The organism is Brevibacillus choshinensis (assembly GCF_001420695.1).
GTDB lineage: Bacteria > Bacillota > Bacilli > Brevibacillales > Brevibacillaceae > Brevibacillus > Brevibacillus choshinensis.
Window position 1 is genome coordinate 383,276 of the sequence record NZ_LJJB01000007.1, and the last position, 16,798, is coordinate 400,073.

At 49.4% G+C, this 16,798-nt stretch carries 17 protein-coding genes; 13 read left to right on the forward strand and 4 right to left on the reverse strand.

Features of this window, described 5'->3' with window-relative positions; translation table 11 throughout:
• Positions 1–33 precede the first annotated feature (33 nt).
• The 8 genes from AN963_RS01850 to AN963_RS01885 all read left to right on the forward strand — a co-directional run bounded on the left by AN963_RS01850 (position 34) and on the right by AN963_RS01885 (position 8,606).
• Entirely contained in the window at positions 34–1,365 is a 1,332-nt protein-coding gene (locus AN963_RS01850) for a purine/pyrimidine permease (protein WP_055742861.1), read from the forward strand.
• Between the two features lie 49 nt (positions 1,366–1,414).
• The gene (locus AN963_RS01855; RefSeq protein WP_236707855.1) at positions 1,415–2,056 is read left to right on the forward strand and encodes a LysE family translocator; all 642 of its coding nucleotides are present in this window, start codon (positions 1,415–1,417) and stop codon (positions 2,054–2,056) included.
• Between the two features lie 62 nt (positions 2,057–2,118).
• Positions 2,119–2,748: an NUDIX hydrolase gene (locus AN963_RS01860; RefSeq protein ID WP_055742863.1), complete on the forward strand. Its 630-nt coding sequence runs from the start codon at positions 2,119–2,121 to the stop codon at positions 2,746–2,748.
• Between the two features lie 154 nt (positions 2,749–2,902).
• Positions 2,903–4,348, forward strand: a complete 1,446-nt coding sequence (locus AN963_RS01865) for an MDR family MFS transporter (RefSeq protein ID WP_055742864.1) — start codon at positions 2,903–2,905, stop codon at positions 4,346–4,348.
• A gap of 924 nt (positions 4,349–5,272) precedes the next feature.
• Complete coding sequence (locus tag AN963_RS01875; protein WP_055742866.1) at positions 5,273–6,523, forward strand: GNAT family N-acetyltransferase; 1,251 nt, start codon at positions 5,273–5,275, stop codon at positions 6,521–6,523.
• 89 nt (positions 6,524–6,612) lie between these two features.
• Positions 6,613–6,786 carry a hypothetical protein gene (locus AN963_RS31370; RefSeq protein ID WP_169791899.1) on the forward strand — a complete coding sequence of 58 codons (174 nt, stop codon included), beginning with the start codon at positions 6,613–6,615 and terminating at the stop codon, positions 6,784–6,786.
• A 92-nt stretch (positions 6,787–6,878) separates the two neighbouring features.
• Complete coding sequence (locus tag AN963_RS01880) at positions 6,879–7,349, forward strand: PilZ domain-containing protein (protein WP_055742867.1); 471 nt, start codon at positions 6,879–6,881, stop codon at positions 7,347–7,349.
• Positions 7,350–7,466: 117 nt separating this feature from the next.
• Positions 7,467–8,606: a DUF2087 domain-containing protein gene (locus tag AN963_RS01885; protein ID WP_055742868.1), complete on the forward strand. Its 1,140-nt coding sequence runs from the start codon at positions 7,467–7,469 to the stop codon at positions 8,604–8,606.
• Positions 8,607–8,645: 39 nt separating this feature from the next.
• On the opposite strand, the gene AN963_RS01890 is transcribed toward AN963_RS01885, so the two are convergent.
• From AN963_RS01890 to AN963_RS01900, 3 genes are all read right to left on the reverse strand, one after another.
• Complete coding sequence (locus AN963_RS01890; RefSeq protein WP_055742869.1) at positions 8,646–8,951, reverse strand: hypothetical protein; 306 nt, start codon at positions 8,949–8,951, stop codon at positions 8,646–8,648.
• A gap of 116 nt (positions 8,952–9,067) precedes the next feature.
• Positions 9,068–9,499, reverse strand: coding sequence for a spore coat protein GerQ (gene gerQ, locus AN963_RS01895; RefSeq protein ID WP_055742870.1), 432 nt, complete (start codon positions 9,497–9,499; stop codon positions 9,068–9,070).
• Between the two features lie 29 nt (positions 9,500–9,528).
• The gene (locus AN963_RS01900; RefSeq protein ID WP_055742871.1) at positions 9,529–9,954 is read right to left on the reverse strand and encodes a cell wall hydrolase; all 426 of its coding nucleotides are present in this window, start codon (positions 9,952–9,954) and stop codon (positions 9,529–9,531) included.
• 231 nt (positions 9,955–10,185) lie between these two features.
• On the opposite strand from AN963_RS01900, the gene AN963_RS01905 reads away from it, so the two are divergent.
• Entirely contained in the window at positions 10,186–12,315 is a 2,130-nt protein-coding gene (locus AN963_RS01905; protein WP_055742872.1) for a M28 family metallopeptidase, read from the forward strand.
• 88 nt (positions 12,316–12,403) lie between these two features.
• Here the strand turns inward: AN963_RS01905 and AN963_RS01910 are convergent, their stop codons facing one another.
• Positions 12,404–12,970: a YqaA family protein gene (locus AN963_RS01910; protein WP_055742873.1), complete on the reverse strand. Its 567-nt coding sequence runs from the start codon at positions 12,968–12,970 to the stop codon at positions 12,404–12,406.
• Positions 12,971–13,145: 175 nt separating this feature from the next.
• Here AN963_RS01910 and AN963_RS01915 point away from each other — a divergent pair, with 175 nt between their 5' ends.
• The 4 genes from AN963_RS01915 (at position 13,146) to ytxC (ending at position 16,633) form a co-directional block, all read left to right on the forward strand.
• Positions 13,146–14,033: a spore coat protein gene (locus AN963_RS01915; protein WP_055742874.1), complete on the forward strand. Its 888-nt coding sequence runs from the start codon at positions 13,146–13,148 to the stop codon at positions 14,031–14,033.
• A 77-nt stretch (positions 14,034–14,110) separates the two neighbouring features.
• A complete protein-coding gene (locus tag AN963_RS01920; protein WP_055742875.1) occupies positions 14,111–14,329 on the forward strand; it encodes a hypothetical protein in 219 nt (72 codons plus the stop codon).
• A 144-nt stretch (positions 14,330–14,473) separates the two neighbouring features.
• Positions 14,474–15,580 (forward strand): cyclic dehypoxanthinyl futalosine synthase, encoded by a 1,107-nt coding sequence (mqnC, locus tag AN963_RS01925; RefSeq protein ID WP_055742876.1) that lies wholly within the window; start codon positions 14,474–14,476, stop codon positions 15,578–15,580.
• 132 nt (positions 15,581–15,712) lie between these two features.
• Positions 15,713–16,633 (forward strand): putative sporulation protein YtxC, encoded by a 921-nt coding sequence (ytxC, locus tag AN963_RS01930; RefSeq protein ID WP_055742877.1) that lies wholly within the window; start codon positions 15,713–15,715, stop codon positions 16,631–16,633.
• Positions 16,634–16,798 lie beyond the last annotated feature (165 nt).

Sequence of the window (16,798 nt, forward strand, 5' to 3'; positions counted from 1 at the left end):
ATCCCCCGATTCTGTTGGGAGGAACCCCTCATCATGAGAATACAATCCCCAGGCTGGCATGAATCGCTGGGAGCCTTGCAATGGTTTGTTTATTTGCTCGTCTATTCGATTCCTATCCCCATCGTGATCGGAGGGCTGTACCATTTGCCTGCTCCCGAGGTAGAAGGACTGATGCAGCGAACGTTCCTCGTGGCAGGAGCAACGACTGTCCTGCAAGGAGTGTTCGGACATCGCCGGCCGATTATTGATGGGCCTGCTGGCATTTGGCTGAGCGTATTTGTCATTCTCGGAGATATGGCGCTACGGAGTGGTGGTGATCCTGCAAACACTTTGTCATTGCTTACGGGTAGCATGATGCTAGCAGGAATTGTCCTGCTGCTCATCAGCAGAGTGGCACATCGATTTGCGGGCTGGTTTACACCCCTGGTGACTGGCTCCTTTATGCTCTTGCTCTCCATTCAATTGGGAGGCGTGTTTTTGAAAGGAATGCTGGGGGCGGGGCATGGCCCCTTGACGAGTACGCATGCTTTACCTGGACTCATTGCGATAGGCGTTTTTCTATTTGTCTTTGGTTTGTCTGTATGGGGAAAAGGATGGTGGAAAAGCTATGCCGTCCTGATCGGGATCGCAGTCGGTTGGCTCGTTTTCTCCTGTCTGGGGCTGCGACCAATGAGTGTTGCGAATCTCACTTGGTTTCGACTTCCGGAAGTATTTGTCTGGGGAGCGCCACACTTGGATCTTGGAATGGCCATAGCGGTTTTCCCTCTTATCTTGATGCTGCTCTCTAGCACCATGGCTGCGACTGAATCGATGGATCAGGTTCTCGAAAAGCAGGCAGAGGAGGACCCGAAGCATGTGTTTCGAAGCACCGCAGTAAGTGGGGTGACGCATTTGCTTTCTGCTTCCTTTTCTACGGTAGGCATCGTTCCGCTAGGGGGAAGTGCTGGTTATGTTCGGATGACAGGGCATCGCAGAATCGCTCCTTTCTTGATAGGTGGGCTGATCATGGCGTGTCTTTCCTTCATGCCAGCCGTCATTGGTGTGCTGACGATGCTGCCCGCACCTGTTGCCTATGCTGTCGAGCTGGCCGCATTTGTCCCCATGGTAGGCCTGGGAGTGAGGGCCATTATGCGGGAGGCCATGACTGAGCGGAGACTGACGATTTTAGGGGTGACACTCCTCGTGGGGACATCGCTTCTATTCTTGCCAGCGGATACGTTTGCAGCGGCGCCTGCTATCGTCCAATACATCGCGGGCAATGGTCTTTTGGTGGGAGTGCTGATTGTATTGATATTAGAGCGAATTTGGGTGGAACCTGATTCGAAAGGAAAGAAATCGTCGCTAAAACCCTCGATGAAATGTTAGAAATATGTTATATTTTCTGACATATAGCTCTTTTGGGAGGGGGATTTGTGTGAGCTGGTTTCTTTCCGGCTTTTTTCTTTCGCTTTCACTTTGTCTGGATCTGGGTATCGTGAACGTCGCCATTATTCGTACCGGTGTGGCGAGAGGCTTGCTTCCGTCCTTTTTGATCGGGGTCGGCTCCAGCTTTGGTGACTTGATCTACGCCTTACTTTCCATGTTAGGCATTTCTTTGCTCCTTGAAAATCGCATCGTCCGCTGGGTGCTCTGGCTGGGTGGAACGGTCATCTTGCTGTACATGACCTGGAACATGATCAAAGAGTTCCGCAGACCAAAGGAGATTGACCTGCAAGAATCGGAAGAGCGACAGATCGATCGCAGACGGAGCTGGAAGGACTTTTCCTCAGGACTCGGTCTGGCGTTAGCTTCCCCGTCCGCAATTCTTTGGTTCGCGACGATTGGCGGAAGTGTCATCGCTTCATCCAATGCAGATTCGACAGCAGATCTTCTCCTGTTTTTCGGTGGCTTCTTTGTGGCCTCCATCACCTGGTCACTGTTTATGGCAGGGGTGTCGAGCCAAGGGGGCAAATGGTTAGGAAACAGACTCGTTCGTGGTTTTTCGTTTGTTTCTGCCCTGCTTTTTCTCTATTTCGCGGGCAAGGTCTTCATAGACGGCTATCATACATTGCTGTAGTCAACACTCGTGATCATTGGTAAGGTATTATTAGAACGTCATTCACGAAGAGGTGGAATCGAATGAAGGAAGAACAGCTGGATATCTTCGACGAAACAGGGGCGCATATCGGAGTCGCAGCGAGATCAGAGGTACACCGCCTTGGACACTGGCATCAGACCTTTCATTGCTGGATTTATCGGGTGCTTGAAGGCAAGATTCAGCTGCTGTTTCAAAAACGACATCCCGAAAAGGATACGTTTCCGGATCTCTTGGACATTACGTCAGCGGGGCACCTGGTAGCCTCTGAGGAGCCAGAGGACGGGGTACGAGAGCTGGAGGAGGAACTGGGGCTTACTGTTTCCTTTGATGAGCTCCATCGCATCGGGGTGATCAAGGATGTGGGGACCGCTCCAGGCATTATCGACAAGGAGCTATGCCATGTGTTTGCCTATCCATTTGACCAGCCTCTGCACGACTATGTTCTGCAACCGGAAGAAGTCACGGGTCTGGTTTGGGTTGATCTGGACGAACTGGAGCTACTGTTTGCGGGAAGCGGGGACAAGCTCGAAGTGGCAGGATTTTTGTCCGAGCCGGATGGGACGAGGCAAGACGTCGTTCTGCAAGTAGATCAAACGGCGTTTGTGCCGCACGAGAGCCATTACTATCAGCAGGTATTTACCGCCATACGCGTGCTTGGAAATGCCATATAAAACGGAATATGTTGGGGAATAATACCTTGCCTGCTGCATGTCAGGCGGGTATTTTTATTTACAGGCGACCTCGGCAAGTCTTGGGGGAACTGTGCTATACTGTTACAATGCTTTTTTAGATAGAGATGCATGGGTAGATAGAGAGGAGATTTCAATGAGGGCAAAAATCATGGTGGCGTTGATGCTGGCGACGTTCCTGGCAGCGATGGAAGGGACGATTGTGAGTACGGCAGTGCCTCGGATTACGAGTGAGTTGTCAGGATTTGAACAGGTCAGCTGGGTGTATGCCATTTACATGCTGGCAACGGCAGTTTCTGCGCCGATTTACGGAAAGCTGGCCGATTTGTTTGGTAGAAAAAACGTTCTCATGTTCGGAATCGGTATTTTTCTGGTAGGTTCTACACTATGTGGACTCGCGATGTCCATGGAGCAGATGATTATTTATCGTGCGATACAGGGCTTGGGAGCAGGTTCTGTCATGCCGATTACGATGACCATTATCGGGGACTTGTACAATGACCAGTCCTCACGTGCAAAGGCACAGGGATGGATTAGTGCGGTATGGGGTCTGTCCGGTGTAGCAGGTCCATTGGTAGGCGGATTCTTGGTTGATACCATCTCTTGGCGTTACATTTTCTTCTTGAACTTGCCTTTTGGTTTCTTGTCCTTTTTCATGCTCGTTCTCTTTTACAAGGAGAAGCTCGGCGTCAAGGCCAAGCGTCATATTGATTATCCAGGGGCGCTCATCTTCAGTATCGGGACGATTGCTCTGCTGTACGCCCTCTTGACAGGTAGCCAAAATCAGTCGTGGTTGAGCCCGACGATTATTTCCTTGATTGTATTTAGCTTGATGACATATGTGATCTTCGTGTCAGTAGAGAGAAAGTCACCTGAGCCTTTGATCCCTCTCTCCTTGTTTACGAACCGCAACGTCACACTGATCAACGTGCTGACTCTGCTCATCAATGCGATCGTGATCAGTCTGGTGGTCTACTTGCCGATCTGGAGTCAGGGGGTACTGGGAGAGAGCGCGACCATGGCTGGTTTCGTCCTCACGCCCATGCCCGTTTGCTGGACATTCGGTTCGGTCATTTCAGGCAATTTGCTAGGACGACTGCGCGTGGAACAATTGATTACTGGTGGCACGGCTGTACTGACGATCGCATCGATACTTCTATTTTTCCTATCGGCTCATTCACCAGGCTTCTTCATTTATGTGGCGGTCGGCTTGATCGGCTTGGGGATGGGGCTCATCAGTCCGATCGTCATGGTCAAGATTCAAGCGTCCGTTCCAGTAGACAAGCGCGGGACAGCAGTCGCGTTGAATACCTTCACCGCTACGTTTAGCCAGACCTTTGGGGCAGCTGTATTCGGTATGTTCTTCAACATGGTGACGGTAGCGAGCGGTCAAAAAAATCTCGGCTCCTCGTTTGAGAGTGGTGGGATGCCCGTCGAGCAGCTGATACACATCCGCGACATTTTAGCGTCAGGAGTACACGTCGTTTTCACGGGGACATTAGTGGTCGCTGCATGCAGCTTTGTTCTCGCTCTGATGATCGCAAAAGCGCAACGTGGGACTGTTGAAATGAAAGGGAAATAAGAAAAGACGTCGGTGATTTGGCCGGCGTCTTTTTCATAATATCGGAAAGTAAAAATTTTGAGGGATTACAAGCTCTTTATTTATCAATAGGAAAATAAAAAAGATGGGGATATCAACATAGCTGAGGCGGGGAGAAGCAGGTTTCCGATCTCCGCTCCGGTCTACACCCTGCGAAGAAGGTAAGACTGTCCGCTCCGCAACGATTCACGGGGAAGCGGTAAAGTAGTAGTCGCTTCGCGGGGAACACAGAGGTACCGCTTCTTGATCCCGTGAATTCGTTGCTCCGCTAAGCTGGGTTCCGAAGTCGCTCCGCCTGGAAACCTGCTTCTCCTGCGAGCTTTTGTGGTTTCTAGCTACCTGGTTTTTACGAGATTCATGGGGGGAAATACTTATTCTCCCAATCGCTTGCGCTTCTAAGGGAGTTGGTGAAACAAGCTTTCGTTCTTCGTAGGCATTGTCCCATGTAAGGTTGTTCTCAAAGAATTTCCGGGGAAAGGCAAGTGGAAGATTCAAGGCTGGCCGAGGAAAAAGGAGAAATAAGCGAAGATCTTTGGGGCACCCGCCGAAGCGGAATGGGAAAAGAGAAACACGGTCTTAAGCGTACACCTCTGAGATTCACCCGTGAATCGGCTGCTTTGGACGCGGTTTCGCTTTATCTATGGAGATGTACAGGGATGACCCCCAGCAGGGGACCCAAGAAGCTGGAGCGTTTTCTCCTTTTTCCTCTCCTCCACCACAGTTTGATTGACCACCAAACCAAAGGACGCGGGCGAAGTTCCCGGGTTTTTCTAATTATGTGTTCAAAAAAGTACATTTTTCCAAAAAATTCAAAAATATGATTGCCTAATCCCCAGAATGTTGGGTACTATTTTCCTGTAAGAAAATGGGGAAATACAAATCGCGACAGAAGGAGTGCAGTGGACGATGGAGGAAATTCGGCCGATTTCACTTGAGGATATCAATGAGGTTGTCAGAATTACTGCGATGGCTTACCCAGGAAGCAATCTCCTTGCACCCGAAAACCAGAAACGTTTTACCGAACGAGTACGAGACACGCTGGATAACGACCAAAATGCCAGCTTCCATGGGTTGTTTCGGGAACAACGTCTGGTAGGAGTCATGAAGTGGCACGATCTACCGATGAATGTACATGGAGTTCCGCTGCTGACAGGCGGTATCGGGACTGTCGCAGTTGATTTGTTGCATAAGAAGGAAAAAGTGGCGAAGGCCATGCTGCGAGGATTTCTCACGACCTACCGTGAACGTGGGGTCAGTCTGGTATCGCTCTACCCATTTCGTGTTGATTTTTACAAGAAGATGGGTTTTGGGGTAGGGACCAAGATCAATCAATACCGGATAAAGCCTGCCAGTCTGCCCTATACGTCCAAGGATCAGGTCTTCTACTTGGGAGAGGCAGACAGGGAGCAGATTCTGGCTTGCTATCATCGCATTGTCCGACAAACGCACGGAATGATCAAAAAGACAGAGCGGGAGCTGAAGAGCTTTCTGGAACAACCGGAACAGGTCGTTGTCGGATATAAAAAAGAGGGGAAAATAAATGGCTATTTAGTGTTTCAGTTCCAACGCTGCCACGACGAGAACCGCTTGCAAAATGACATCGTAGTTAAAGAATTTTTGTACGAGACGTATGAAGCGATGGCGCAGCTGCTGTCCTTTTTGCAAAGTCAATCGGATCAGATCAATCGAATCGTCCTGACGACAGCGGATGAGGATTTTCATGTCCTGCTGTCTGACCCCGGAAACGGTACGGATAGGATACTGCCAAGTGTTTATCACGAGAGTCACGTGTCTGGTGTCGGCCTGATGTATCGTGTGATTGATGTAACCGGATTTTTCCACCAGCTGTCCCAGCGTCGTTTTGGCAAGGAGAGCTGTCTGCTGCGTTTGAACATACGCGATACATTTCTTCCGGAGAACGAGGGAAGCTGGCTGATTGATTTTCGGGAGGGACTCCCTCATGTCATCGAGGAAGGAACAGCCGATGTTGAGCTCGGGATGGATATTTCTGACTTTTCTTCCCTCGTGATGGGGGCGGTCGGCTTGCGCAAATTGCATCTGTATGGACTAGCTGAGGTAAGTGATGAAAAAGCGATTCCGCTTTTGGACAGGCTTTTTGCAGCAAGAGAAAAGCCGAGGAGCACGACGCCTTTCTAAAATGTGAAATTGTCACGATTTTGACACAAGTAGGTATCTTTACTTCTTGCCTCCCATATCATGGTACAAAATGGGAGGGGGGTAAGTGGGTGATTTATTTAACGCTCGTCATCTTTTTTGGTTTTTTACTCGTGGTCTGGTTTGTAGTCAAACTCCTCTTCCGTCTAGACCGTCGCGATTCGATCACGCACGACCAGCGTCAGCTTTGGGAACAATATGATGTGAACTTGCAGGACATACGTTATCCAAAGAAGAAAAAGTAAAAGGAAGAAGGCGCCGATATCAGGCGCTCTTTCTGTTGCCAGTCAAGGTGTGACAGTCCAGTGCAACTATTTCCAGAGAAGAGGTGAGCGATATGACAAGCGGTACAGGGGTGCATCAACGAGAGTACTATCGTTTGAAGCTGGAGTATCCCCTCTGTGCAGACATGACGATCGTCCTCATCAAGGGCAAGGCCATGGAAATAGGAAGCACGAAGGTATTGGTAGAGGATTTAGGGGCGGGAGGACTCCGTTTTCTGTCCCATTTGAAAATGCCTGCAAACGACCAGCTCGTTCTTCAGTTCGATTCTGAGCTGTGTGCGGAGCCGATTACGATGTACGGTCACATCGTTCGAACGACACTCTGGGAAGAAGAGTTTTATGAATATGCAGTCCGATTCACGATGGAAGAATCTCAGCATCTCGAGATCAACAGGCTGGTGAACCGGCTGGCCATCCGCTATCGCAATCAAAAAGAAGTGAGGGACAGTCGCTTTTGGAAAGGCGGTAGACGCGAATTTTTGATGCAACAGTCTGACCTCAGCCTGCAGTCCAGCCCGAACTAGACGAAAAGCTCCTATGTTGTGCCTATGAGCCAACGAGGAGCTTTTTCGTTTGACATATAATAAACTAAATGATAAATTGTCTATTATAAATCAAACAAAAGAAAGTAGTGTTTATGGATGTCGCTTGCCGATCAGTTTTGGAATGCTTCTTTTGAAGAATTGAGGCTGGGATATTCGGAACAAGAGCATGATTATTTGTGTTTGCTCTGTGGTGAGACGGTTGAAAAAGGGATCATTTACCCTGTCGATGGACTTCTCTATGAGGCTGCGAAATATATGCGTCACCATATTGAGGCTGACCATGGATCTGTATTTGAGCATCTGAGTCAGTTGGATAAACGAATTACAGGCTTGTCCGATCATCAAAATAGCCTCATGCGCCTTTTTTACCAAGGCATGAGTGATCAGGATGTGCAAAAGGAACTGGGCATTGGGAGCGCGTCTACGATCCGCAACCATCGTTTTGCGTTAAAGGAAAAAGAGCGCCAAGCCAAGGTATTTCTTGTGATGATGGAGCTCATGAAAGGTACGGGCAAAAAGGCCGCGCATGCTTCCCCTGCCCCTTCTGCGTCCGGCAAAAAGCGAGATGCCGAATTGACCGTATCACCTACAGAGTATGCCGAAATCACAAAAAAATATTTTCCCGAAGGTACGCTTGGCGCATTGAATACAATCCCACGCAAGCACAAGCATCGCTTGGTGGTACTCGAGGAGATCGCCAAACGATTTGACCCTGCACAGGTTTACAGTGAAAAAGAAGTGAACGCCATTTTGGAAGGGACTTATGAAGAAGATTACGTTACCGTTCGAAGGTACTTGATTGATTATTCCTTTTTGGGTCGCAACCCGGATGGTAGCCAGTATTGGGTAAAAAACAACGGAGAGGAGCAGGAGAAGCAAATGAATCGAAAACAAGAGCTCAAGCAAATGTATAAAGAAGTGAAGACAGAAGCGGGCGTCTATCAGATCCGAAATACACAAAATGGAAAAGTCTGGATCGATAGTACGACGAACCTGAAGACGATGAACGGGAAACAGTTTATGCTTAAGCATGGGTCCCATACGAGTAAGGCCTTGCAAAAAGAATGGGATCAGTACGGAGAAGGAGCCTTTGTGTTCGAAGTACTGGAGGTACTGGAGAAAAAGAACGAGCCTTACTTCGATGCCGCAGATGCCTTGGAAAAACTGGAAGACAAGTGGCTCGACAAGCTTCAGCCTTATGGTGACAAAGGCTACAACGAGATGAAAAAGCTATAAGAGCTGCCATAATGGCAGCTTTTTCGGCGTCTTGGTTCATCAGTCCAGCAAGTGAAAACGCTCCAGCTGTGCCCACAAGCCTTCCTTCATCAAGATTTCCTTTTGTTTGGAACCGATCAGGTCGAAGTGAGGAAAGGGAGGGCGCTCATGGATGTACGCTGGATTCAATCCGTTCGCCACACACCAATTCACTAGAATAGTGCGATTCGAACAGCCTACCTTCGTGACTGTTTTTGAATCGGGAAAGCGTGGGTCGAGCCAATAATGAGTCAGGTAGGCGATTTCCCCCCTCGTCACGGCTTGCTTCCATTGGTTCAATTCTTCTCGGGTAATTCCAAATGCCACGGGCGTTCATCCTTATCGGTCTTGGTTCGTCCTTTGATTCTTACCATTATAGCAGAACACAAAAAGACAGACTTCCTGTAGCAAAGATGACGGGAAGTCTGTCTTTTCGAATCAATTTACCGAATACCTGGAGGAAGAGACGGTGGAATATAGTTCAACTCTTCATCCGCTGTGATGTAGTCTGTGTTGACCATGAGCAACAGGTAGCGTTTGCCGGTTTGGGGATCACTCAGGATGATATGATCGCGACCGGCAGTTTCCAGTACTCCGCGGAAAATCTTTGCATTCCATTGGCTGTTGTTTTCGAATGTTTGATACACCGTGATGACTTTGCCGCGATTCAGACGCAAAATATTTTCGATGTAAGACTCCTCGACGATTTGACCGGGTGTGTAAGGAATCCCAGGAATCGGAGAACCGCTGGGCTGCATAGGTACCATTTGAGGCTGTTGCTGCTGTGGAAAGCCATATGGCATTTGAGGCGATTGATACATGTCGTATCCGTATTGTTGTTGAGGATACTGAGGGTAAGGCATTTGTTGACTCATGATGAACTCGCTCCTTTATCTATCCTTCTCTAGTTGTAAACGCGTGGGCAATCTGCCGGTGTCGGAACGAAGAAGCAGTGCGCTTTATAACGTCCGGAATTCCGTTGATCCCACCAGGTAGGCGGACAGTTGCCCACTGGTCGATAAAACCATAAGGCGTTTGAAGCCGGATGTGTCCGTTCCCCATTGATCGTGCGCTTGGCTAGACGTTTCTCACGATCTCTGGCGCGTTGATAAAAGTACGGTTTTTGCACCGATTCATAACCGCCCGGAGATTGAAACACCATGTCATTCATGTTTCGGATGTTTTTAAAGTCTAGGCAGTCGGAAAGAATGCGGTTCACGCCGACATTGCCGACCATCAGCATGCCCAGCTCGCCTTCTCCCTCCGCTTCAGCACGAAGCAATCGAGCTAGTAAAGCTACGTCACTCGAGTTTGTTTTGATTACGGCCATTGCTTCACCTCCTCCAAAAACTCACAATTACAATATATGGGCGCACTAGCAATCGGTGATTGGCGGAAATAATTTTTCTCTTAGCTTGTCGAGTACTGTCAGAATGAAACGATTTTTATCAAATTATAATAATATGGAAAAAATAAGAAAAAAGGACTATGTCTCATCCTGTCCTCTTTGTAGTAAATTTGTATTAGTCAAATTATTCAGAAAAATTAGGAGTGATATGCCTTGAATCAAAAGAAAGATCGATCCGCTTCAAAAGGGAGACGAGCTCCCTTTCTTTTTCGCGTTTCCGTGCTGTCGGCGCTCGCACTGACGGCAGTATTCCCTTCCCAGACACTGGCTGCTTCCAAATCAGTAGCTGGTTTTTCACCGGAAAAGGCAGAGTGGCAGCTATCGTTTGAAAAAGCGTTTGCCCAGATGGTGAGCAAGGAGTCGATCTCCCGCTTCTCCAAAGAAATGAGTGTACGCTCCGGTGTAGTAGGAACACCTGGAAATGCGGCTAATGTGAAGTTTGCCGTGGAGGAGCTGAAAAAGGCAGGACTCGAGCCGGAAGTAAAGACGTATGATGTGTACATGTCTGTTCCAAAGAAGATCGCCGTTTCCCAGACCTATCCGGAAAAACGCGAGTTGCAAGTCATGGAGAACCTGCCAAAGGGAACTCCGTACGCAAATGAGGTCATTCCCGGCTACAATGCCTACTCGGCAGCAGGAACGGTAGAAGCTGAAATCGTCTACGCCAACTACGGCAGACCAGAGGACTTCGCAGAGCTAGAGAAACGGGGGATTTCAGTAAAGGACAAGATCGTCATTACCCGATACGGTGCCAATTTCCGCGGCGTCAAGCCTGAGCAAGCCGAAAAGCGTGGAGCGATTGGCATGCTCATTTACAGTGATCCGGCTGACGATGGCTATACAAAAGGAATTGTCTATCCGGAAGGTCCATGGAGACCAGACGATGCAATTCAACGAGGAAGCATTCTGTACATATTCCGTTATCCGGGAGATCCGTTGACGCCAGGAGAAGCGTCCGTTCCAGCAACCAAACGACTTGATCCGTCCGAAGCGGTGTCACTCCCGCAAATTCCCACCACACCGCTTTCCTATGGAGAAGCCCGACCCTTGCTCGAAGCGATGCAAGGAGACGATGCACCTGCTTCTTGGCAGGGGGGACTTCCCTTTACGTACAAGATCGGACCTGGAGCGACAAAAGTGCGGATCGCTCTGGACATCGATTACAAGAATCAACCTGTTAACGACGTGATCGTCCGCATTCCAGGGGCAAAGCATCCTGAGCAAACAGTGGTGATCGGCGCCCACCGGGATACTTGGGCATACGGCTCAGGAGACAACACGTCGGGCTGGACGACGACGTTGGAAATCGCTCGAGTGCTAGGAGAAATGGTGCAGAAAGGGTGGCAGCCAGATCGCACGATTGTATTGGCGGGCTGGGATGGTGAGGAATACGGCTTGCTCGGCTCTGTAGAGTGGGCCGAGGAGCACCGAAAGGAACTGACTGAAAACGCCGTCGCTTACATCAATATGGATGGAACAGGCGGGCAGTTCTTCGGGGCATCAGCTGTTCCGTCGGTGAAACAGCTGATCTACGATGTCACCAAAGAAGTGATCGAACCTCGGAGCGGAACTTCGATCTATGATGATTGGTATGTGAGAGAAGGACGTAAAGATCCTAACATTGGCAAACTCGGCAGTGGTTCCGACTATACACCGTTTATCCAGCACTTGGGGGTGCCGTCGCTGGACATGGGCTTCGGAGTCGCAGGTGGCCTTTATCACAGCGCCTACGACAATCTGGATTTGATGGAGCGCTTCATTGACCCGGGCTATGAGCATCAGGCTGCAGGCTCGCAGCTAGTAGGGATCACTGCTCTTCGTCTGGCCAATGCGGATGCCTTGCCGTTCCAATACTCCGCTTATGCCGCTGACGTCGTGAGCATGCTCGATGAGGTCGCGGCAAAGGGAACGCTAGGTATCGATTTGTCCTCTGTCATCGCTCAGGCACGTACCTGGCAAGCTTCTGCTAAAGAGCTGGAGGAGCTGGCAGGCAAGATGATTGCAGATGGAGTGACTGATGCAGAACGCAGTCAGCTAGAAAAAATAAACGCTGCGATGATGCAGCAAGAGCGTGATCTGATCGTATCGGAAGGTCTGCCGAGCCGCCCATGGTACAAACATCAGATCTGGGCACCGGGTCTGACGACAGGCTACGCAGCTCAACCATTGCCAGCTATTGCGGAAGCTTTTCAAGCCAATGATGCAAAAGCTTTGCAGCAGGCTGTTGAGCGTTTGAACACCGTATTGAAAAAAGCAACGGAAACATCCAACGCTGCAAAGTAAATCTCCTTCTATGAAAAAAGCGTCCATCAGCCAAATGAATCGGCTTGGACGCTTTTTCTTTTTGCGCTTGTGTAATTATCTCATCTGCTTACGAATACCGTTTTCTGCGCTTGTTCCAGACGAACCAGGCGATGGCAACCAAGGCACCAATCCCTAGAATCGTGAGCTCCAGATATTCATCCAGGAGTACTTTTGCATGCTTTCCGTAAAAATGAAACAGAGTGCCGATTAGGAAAAATTTCAATCCTCGCCCAATGATGGCGAAGAGCATCAGCTTTGTCAGCGAGTAGTTGAATACCCCACTCAACACCGTAAACACCTTGAAGGGGATGGGTGTAAAAGCGCCGATCAGCACGGCAGCATCTCCGTTTTTAGCAAACTGCTCAGTTGCGAGAGTCGTCCATTTAGCGGGCAGCAGTTTTTGCAAAAGAGGTTTCCCCAGCCATTTCCCCAGCATGAATCCGATGGGGGCACCGAGAATCGAAGCAGTAAAAGCAACGGTCGCAAATCGCAATGCAGAGCCTGGGTCGAGCAAACTCATCGCAATTTGCATGAAAAAAGGTGGAATTGGACTGATAAACGAGTCCAAAAATGCCATTCCGAAGAGTCCCCATATTCCGTAATTCATAAAAAGTTGCGTGATTTGTTCAAGCATGGGCATCTCCTTACGAATTTTCCTTTCCCAGCAATTATACAGGAAAGATTCTGGTTTCTGTAGTTAAGATATGTCGGTTTGTCCAAACTCAGCACCTGCTACTAGGATGGAAAAATTTCGGACATACTGTTAGGGATTTTCCAAGAGCGAGTGAAAAGGAGGCGTCAACACCACGATGCAATCCCATCCGTATGGAGCACACGAAGTGATCGAACTGCATGAGGTTTTAAACGGCGCGGTTGACGTGATCAATACCGCCCATCTATACGTCCCGTTTATTCGTGATCCCGAGCTTGCGCAAATGGTTCACCACCAGGTGCAATTTATGCAAGGAGAGTACAATGGTTTGGTGTACACGGTCCAAGGCCTGGGGGCAGGTGAGCTTTTGCCCTATCGTCCGACTCGAACCTTTTCACCGACTTCCACTGGGATGTCTCAGCCTTCCCAAGGGACAGAGCCGCATTACGGCGCGCAAATCGATGACCGTGACGTGGCTTCAGCTCTGCTCGGCATGTACAAAAACGGGGCAAAGCTCAAAATGGCAGCTACTCTGGAGGCAGGGCATCCCCAAATTCGTGAACTGCTTTTACAAGGGGCGGTCAATTGCGCCCATCAGGCTCATGAAATGTGGGGATATATGCAGCGCAAAGGCTATTACACCTGGGCTGCCATGCCGGAAGCGACCAATGCTGAATTGCTGCGTGGTTATCAGCCAGTACGTCCCCAAGCGGAGTCAGCAGACGGCCCAGCAATACCGAGTCCGATGCAGTCACAGGTGAATGAAAAAGGCCCGATGTCCGCGAATCTCATGAGAGAGACAGTGAGGGGAACGCGAGTCGCTCCATCAGAAAAGCCCTTGACGCCAGTGAATGCCAATCCTGCTTTTTCTCCATCGCCTTATCGACCGGATCAATACGGGATAATGGAAGATACGTCAAGCACTACGGATGCGTTACAGACTCAAGGCATTGAAACAACCGATACGCTGTACCAGCAAAGCGAGGGGAGACAGACCCGAAGTCGCAAAAAGAATTCAATCTCAGACTCCCTACTTGGTCAATAAGTCCTGTTTTATCGTTGACGGTAGGAAATAATATCCACTACTATAGAGAGAGGACAAACATCATTGGGAGGGGACTCATGAAAACGCTAGGCTCGGGGAAAGTCATTTTTTACGCACCAAATGGTACCAATTTACAGCTGTCAGGAGAAATTGACGTTCGAGGAGAACGAGTATCCGTGACGGAAATTATTTACTTCAATGGCCAGCCAAACGGCGCTCGCGAGACGAATCTGCCACTCGCCCAAACGGTCATTTATTGGGAGCCAGAAGTATACGAGCAAATCGGTTTTGAATAGCAAAAACAGACGACCTTGCCCTCGGCAGGGTTGTTTTTTTAGATATGTAAGTTTTTACACCTATGCACCTTGGGAATAGCCGGGGTAGGCCAAGTGTGATATCATGTGGAGTGGAATTTACGTAGGTAACAAGGAGTGATCCTTATGATCGACAGTATATTGGAACGGGCTCTTGCAGGCGAACGCCTGGGCCTTGAAGATGGTTTGGCCTTGTTTGCAAGTGGTGAAATCGAAAAAATGGGGCATTACGCGAACTTGGTGATGCAAAAGCACCATCCAGACCCAATCGCTACATTCGTCATTAGCCGTAACGTCAACTACACCAATGTTTGCGACACGTATTGCCGCTTTTGCGCGTTTTATCGCGCGCCTGGATCTTCGGAAGGATATGTTCTCCCAAGAGAGACTATTTTCCAAAAAATTCAGGAGACAGTAGATGTTGGCGGTACCGAAATTTTGATGCAGGGCGGAACCAATCCGGACTTAAAGCTCGACTACTATACCGACCTGCTGCGGGCTATCAAGCAGCGCTTCCCGCACATCACCATGCATTCTCTGTCTGTTGCTGAGGTTATGAAAATTGCCGAGGTTTCGAATATGTCTGTAGAGGATGTATTGAGAGAACTGAAGTCTGCTGGTCTGGATTCCTTGCCAGGAGCAGGCGGAGAAATTTTAGACGATCGTACTCGTCGGAAGATTTCCAGACTGAAAGGCTCTTGGACGGATTGGATCGACACCCAAAAAGCGGCACATCGTGCAGGCTTGCCAGGTACAGCGACGATGGTTATCGGCTTTGGTGAGGAAATGGAAGAACGCGTCCTCTCCCTGCTGCGCATTCGGGAAGCACAGGATGAAACACACGGCTTCAAAGCGTTCATCGTATGGACGTTCCAGCCAGATAACACGAACATGAAGGCAGTTAACAACACGCCTGAAGAGTATTTGAAAACATTGGCGATCAGCCGACTGATGCTGGATAATGTGGAGAACTTCCAGTCGTCCTGGGTGACGATGGGCCCACACTACGGCCAATTGTCTCTATCCTATGGAGCCAATGACTTCGGTCAGACGATGATGGAAGAAAACGTGGTGTCTGCTGCAGCTTGTACCCACAAAGTGAATACCAACCAAATTTTGGAGCTGATCCGCGGGGCAGGCAAGATTCCTGCGCAGCGCAACACCCAGTACGACATCCTGCGTGTTTTCAAAGACGGCGAGACGGCAGAAAAAGATTTTGTGATGCAGAACTAAATGTGCTGGTACGTAAGGCGCGGATGCCGATAGGGTCCGTGCCTTTTTTGTGCTGTGTTTCCAACCGTTTAAAAGTATATCACTCCTGACGGGACATATACTGTAAGTACAATTGCGGTTGGGGGGATGGTTATGCAGACGTTCCGCGTATTGCTGGAGAATGTCCCTGCGCATTGTGGCACGTATCGATCCATCTTGAAAGAGATGACGGAACGGGTCAACACTGCACCGGTGCGTATTACATACAAGGAGGAGGAGCAGGATGACTACAACCTGTTCTTTTTTCAAAGCTGGTGCGAAGAGGAATACGATGCGCAGACGATTGATTGGGCCAGGGCCTTTGTAGCGCTGTCTTTGGCAGAATGGATTATGCAGGTCAAGGAACCGGAAATCGTAGAGGAAATGGCTGGAGATTTGCTTCAGGCTGAACAGCTGGAAGAGGAATGGGTCGAGATCCTCCCTTACATCCAGCGCATGTGCCAAGAGCATGAACCGGTTGGCGGAGAGCTGTTTACCGCCACGACACGCAAAGCAAATGTTTATCGTAAAGCATTCACGTATCTCGACCAAGAACGATCGATCAATGCATTGGGTTTTGTCCGCTTCCGACTGCAAGATCATTGGAATGAGTTGTTCGAGTTGGTGGAATCCGGGATAGACGAATATCTGGAAGACAAGCAATATCAGGAATTTGTAGAGCTTCTACGGTATTTCATTGCTGTCCAGGAAACCAAGCAGGAGGTGGTTCACGTCGTTCCTAGTGTGGACAAACCTTTCCATCTCTATGATAAAAAAGGGGATCGACTGTGGCTGGACCAATTGGACGCCGTGCTCAGCATGGACGAACAAAACTGCCGGGACGAAGATTATTTGGTCAGTGCACTAGTGACGCTTGCACCGGAGAACATTGTCCTCCATATGGCGACAGACAGGCCAGGACTGACGCAGACGATCCGCAGCATTTTTGACAGCAGGTTGAGTACCTGCCAATCGTGCCCCCTCTGTTTAGCAGAAAGACGTGTACTTGACGTGCACAATCCGACTAAACTATAATAGCAACAACAACTTCACATCATGACAATACGATGAGAAGGACATGGACGATATGCAGGTCGCTCACAGAGAGGCGGGACATGGCTGGAAGCCCGCTGCGCACCCATATGGATCTACCCCCTTTGAGTAGCAGCCGGGAACAAAGGCCATGCCTTTTAAGTATCG

Coding starts and splice junctions, on each gene's coding strand:
- AN963_RS01850 (WP_055742861.1), top strand. CDS start 34: ATGAGAATACAATCCCCAGGCTGGCATGAATCGCTGGGAGCCTTGCAA.
- AN963_RS01860 (WP_055742863.1), top strand. CDS start 2,119: ATGAAGGAAGAACAGCTGGATATCTTCGACGAAACAGGGGCGCATATC.
- AN963_RS01865 (WP_055742864.1), top strand. CDS start 2,903: ATGAGGGCAAAAATCATGGTGGCGTTGATGCTGGCGACGTTCCTGGCA.
- AN963_RS01875 (WP_055742866.1), top strand. CDS start 5,273: ATGGAGGAAATTCGGCCGATTTCACTTGAGGATATCAATGAGGTTGTC.
- AN963_RS01880 (WP_055742867.1), top strand. CDS start 6,879: ATGACAAGCGGTACAGGGGTGCATCAACGAGAGTACTATCGTTTGAAG.
- AN963_RS01885 (WP_055742868.1), top strand. CDS start 7,467: ATGTCGCTTGCCGATCAGTTTTGGAATGCTTCTTTTGAAGAATTGAGG.
- gerQ (WP_055742870.1), bottom strand. CDS start 9,499: ATGAGTCAACAAATGCCTTACCCTCAGTATCCTCAACAACAATACGGA.
- AN963_RS01900 (WP_055742871.1), bottom strand. CDS start 9,954: ATGGCCGTAATCAAAACAAACTCGAGTGACGTAGCTTTACTAGCTCGA.
- AN963_RS01910 (WP_055742873.1), bottom strand. CDS start 12,970: ATGCTTGAACAAATCACGCAACTTTTTATGAATTACGGAATATGGGGA.
- AN963_RS01915 (WP_055742874.1), top strand. CDS start 13,146: ATGCAATCCCATCCGTATGGAGCACACGAAGTGATCGAACTGCATGAG.
- AN963_RS01920 (WP_055742875.1), top strand. CDS start 14,111: ATGAAAACGCTAGGCTCGGGGAAAGTCATTTTTTACGCACCAAATGGT.
- mqnC (WP_055742876.1), top strand. CDS start 14,474: ATGATCGACAGTATATTGGAACGGGCTCTTGCAGGCGAACGCCTGGGC.
- ytxC (WP_055742877.1), top strand. CDS start 15,713: ATGCAGACGTTCCGCGTATTGCTGGAGAATGTCCCTGCGCATTGTGGC.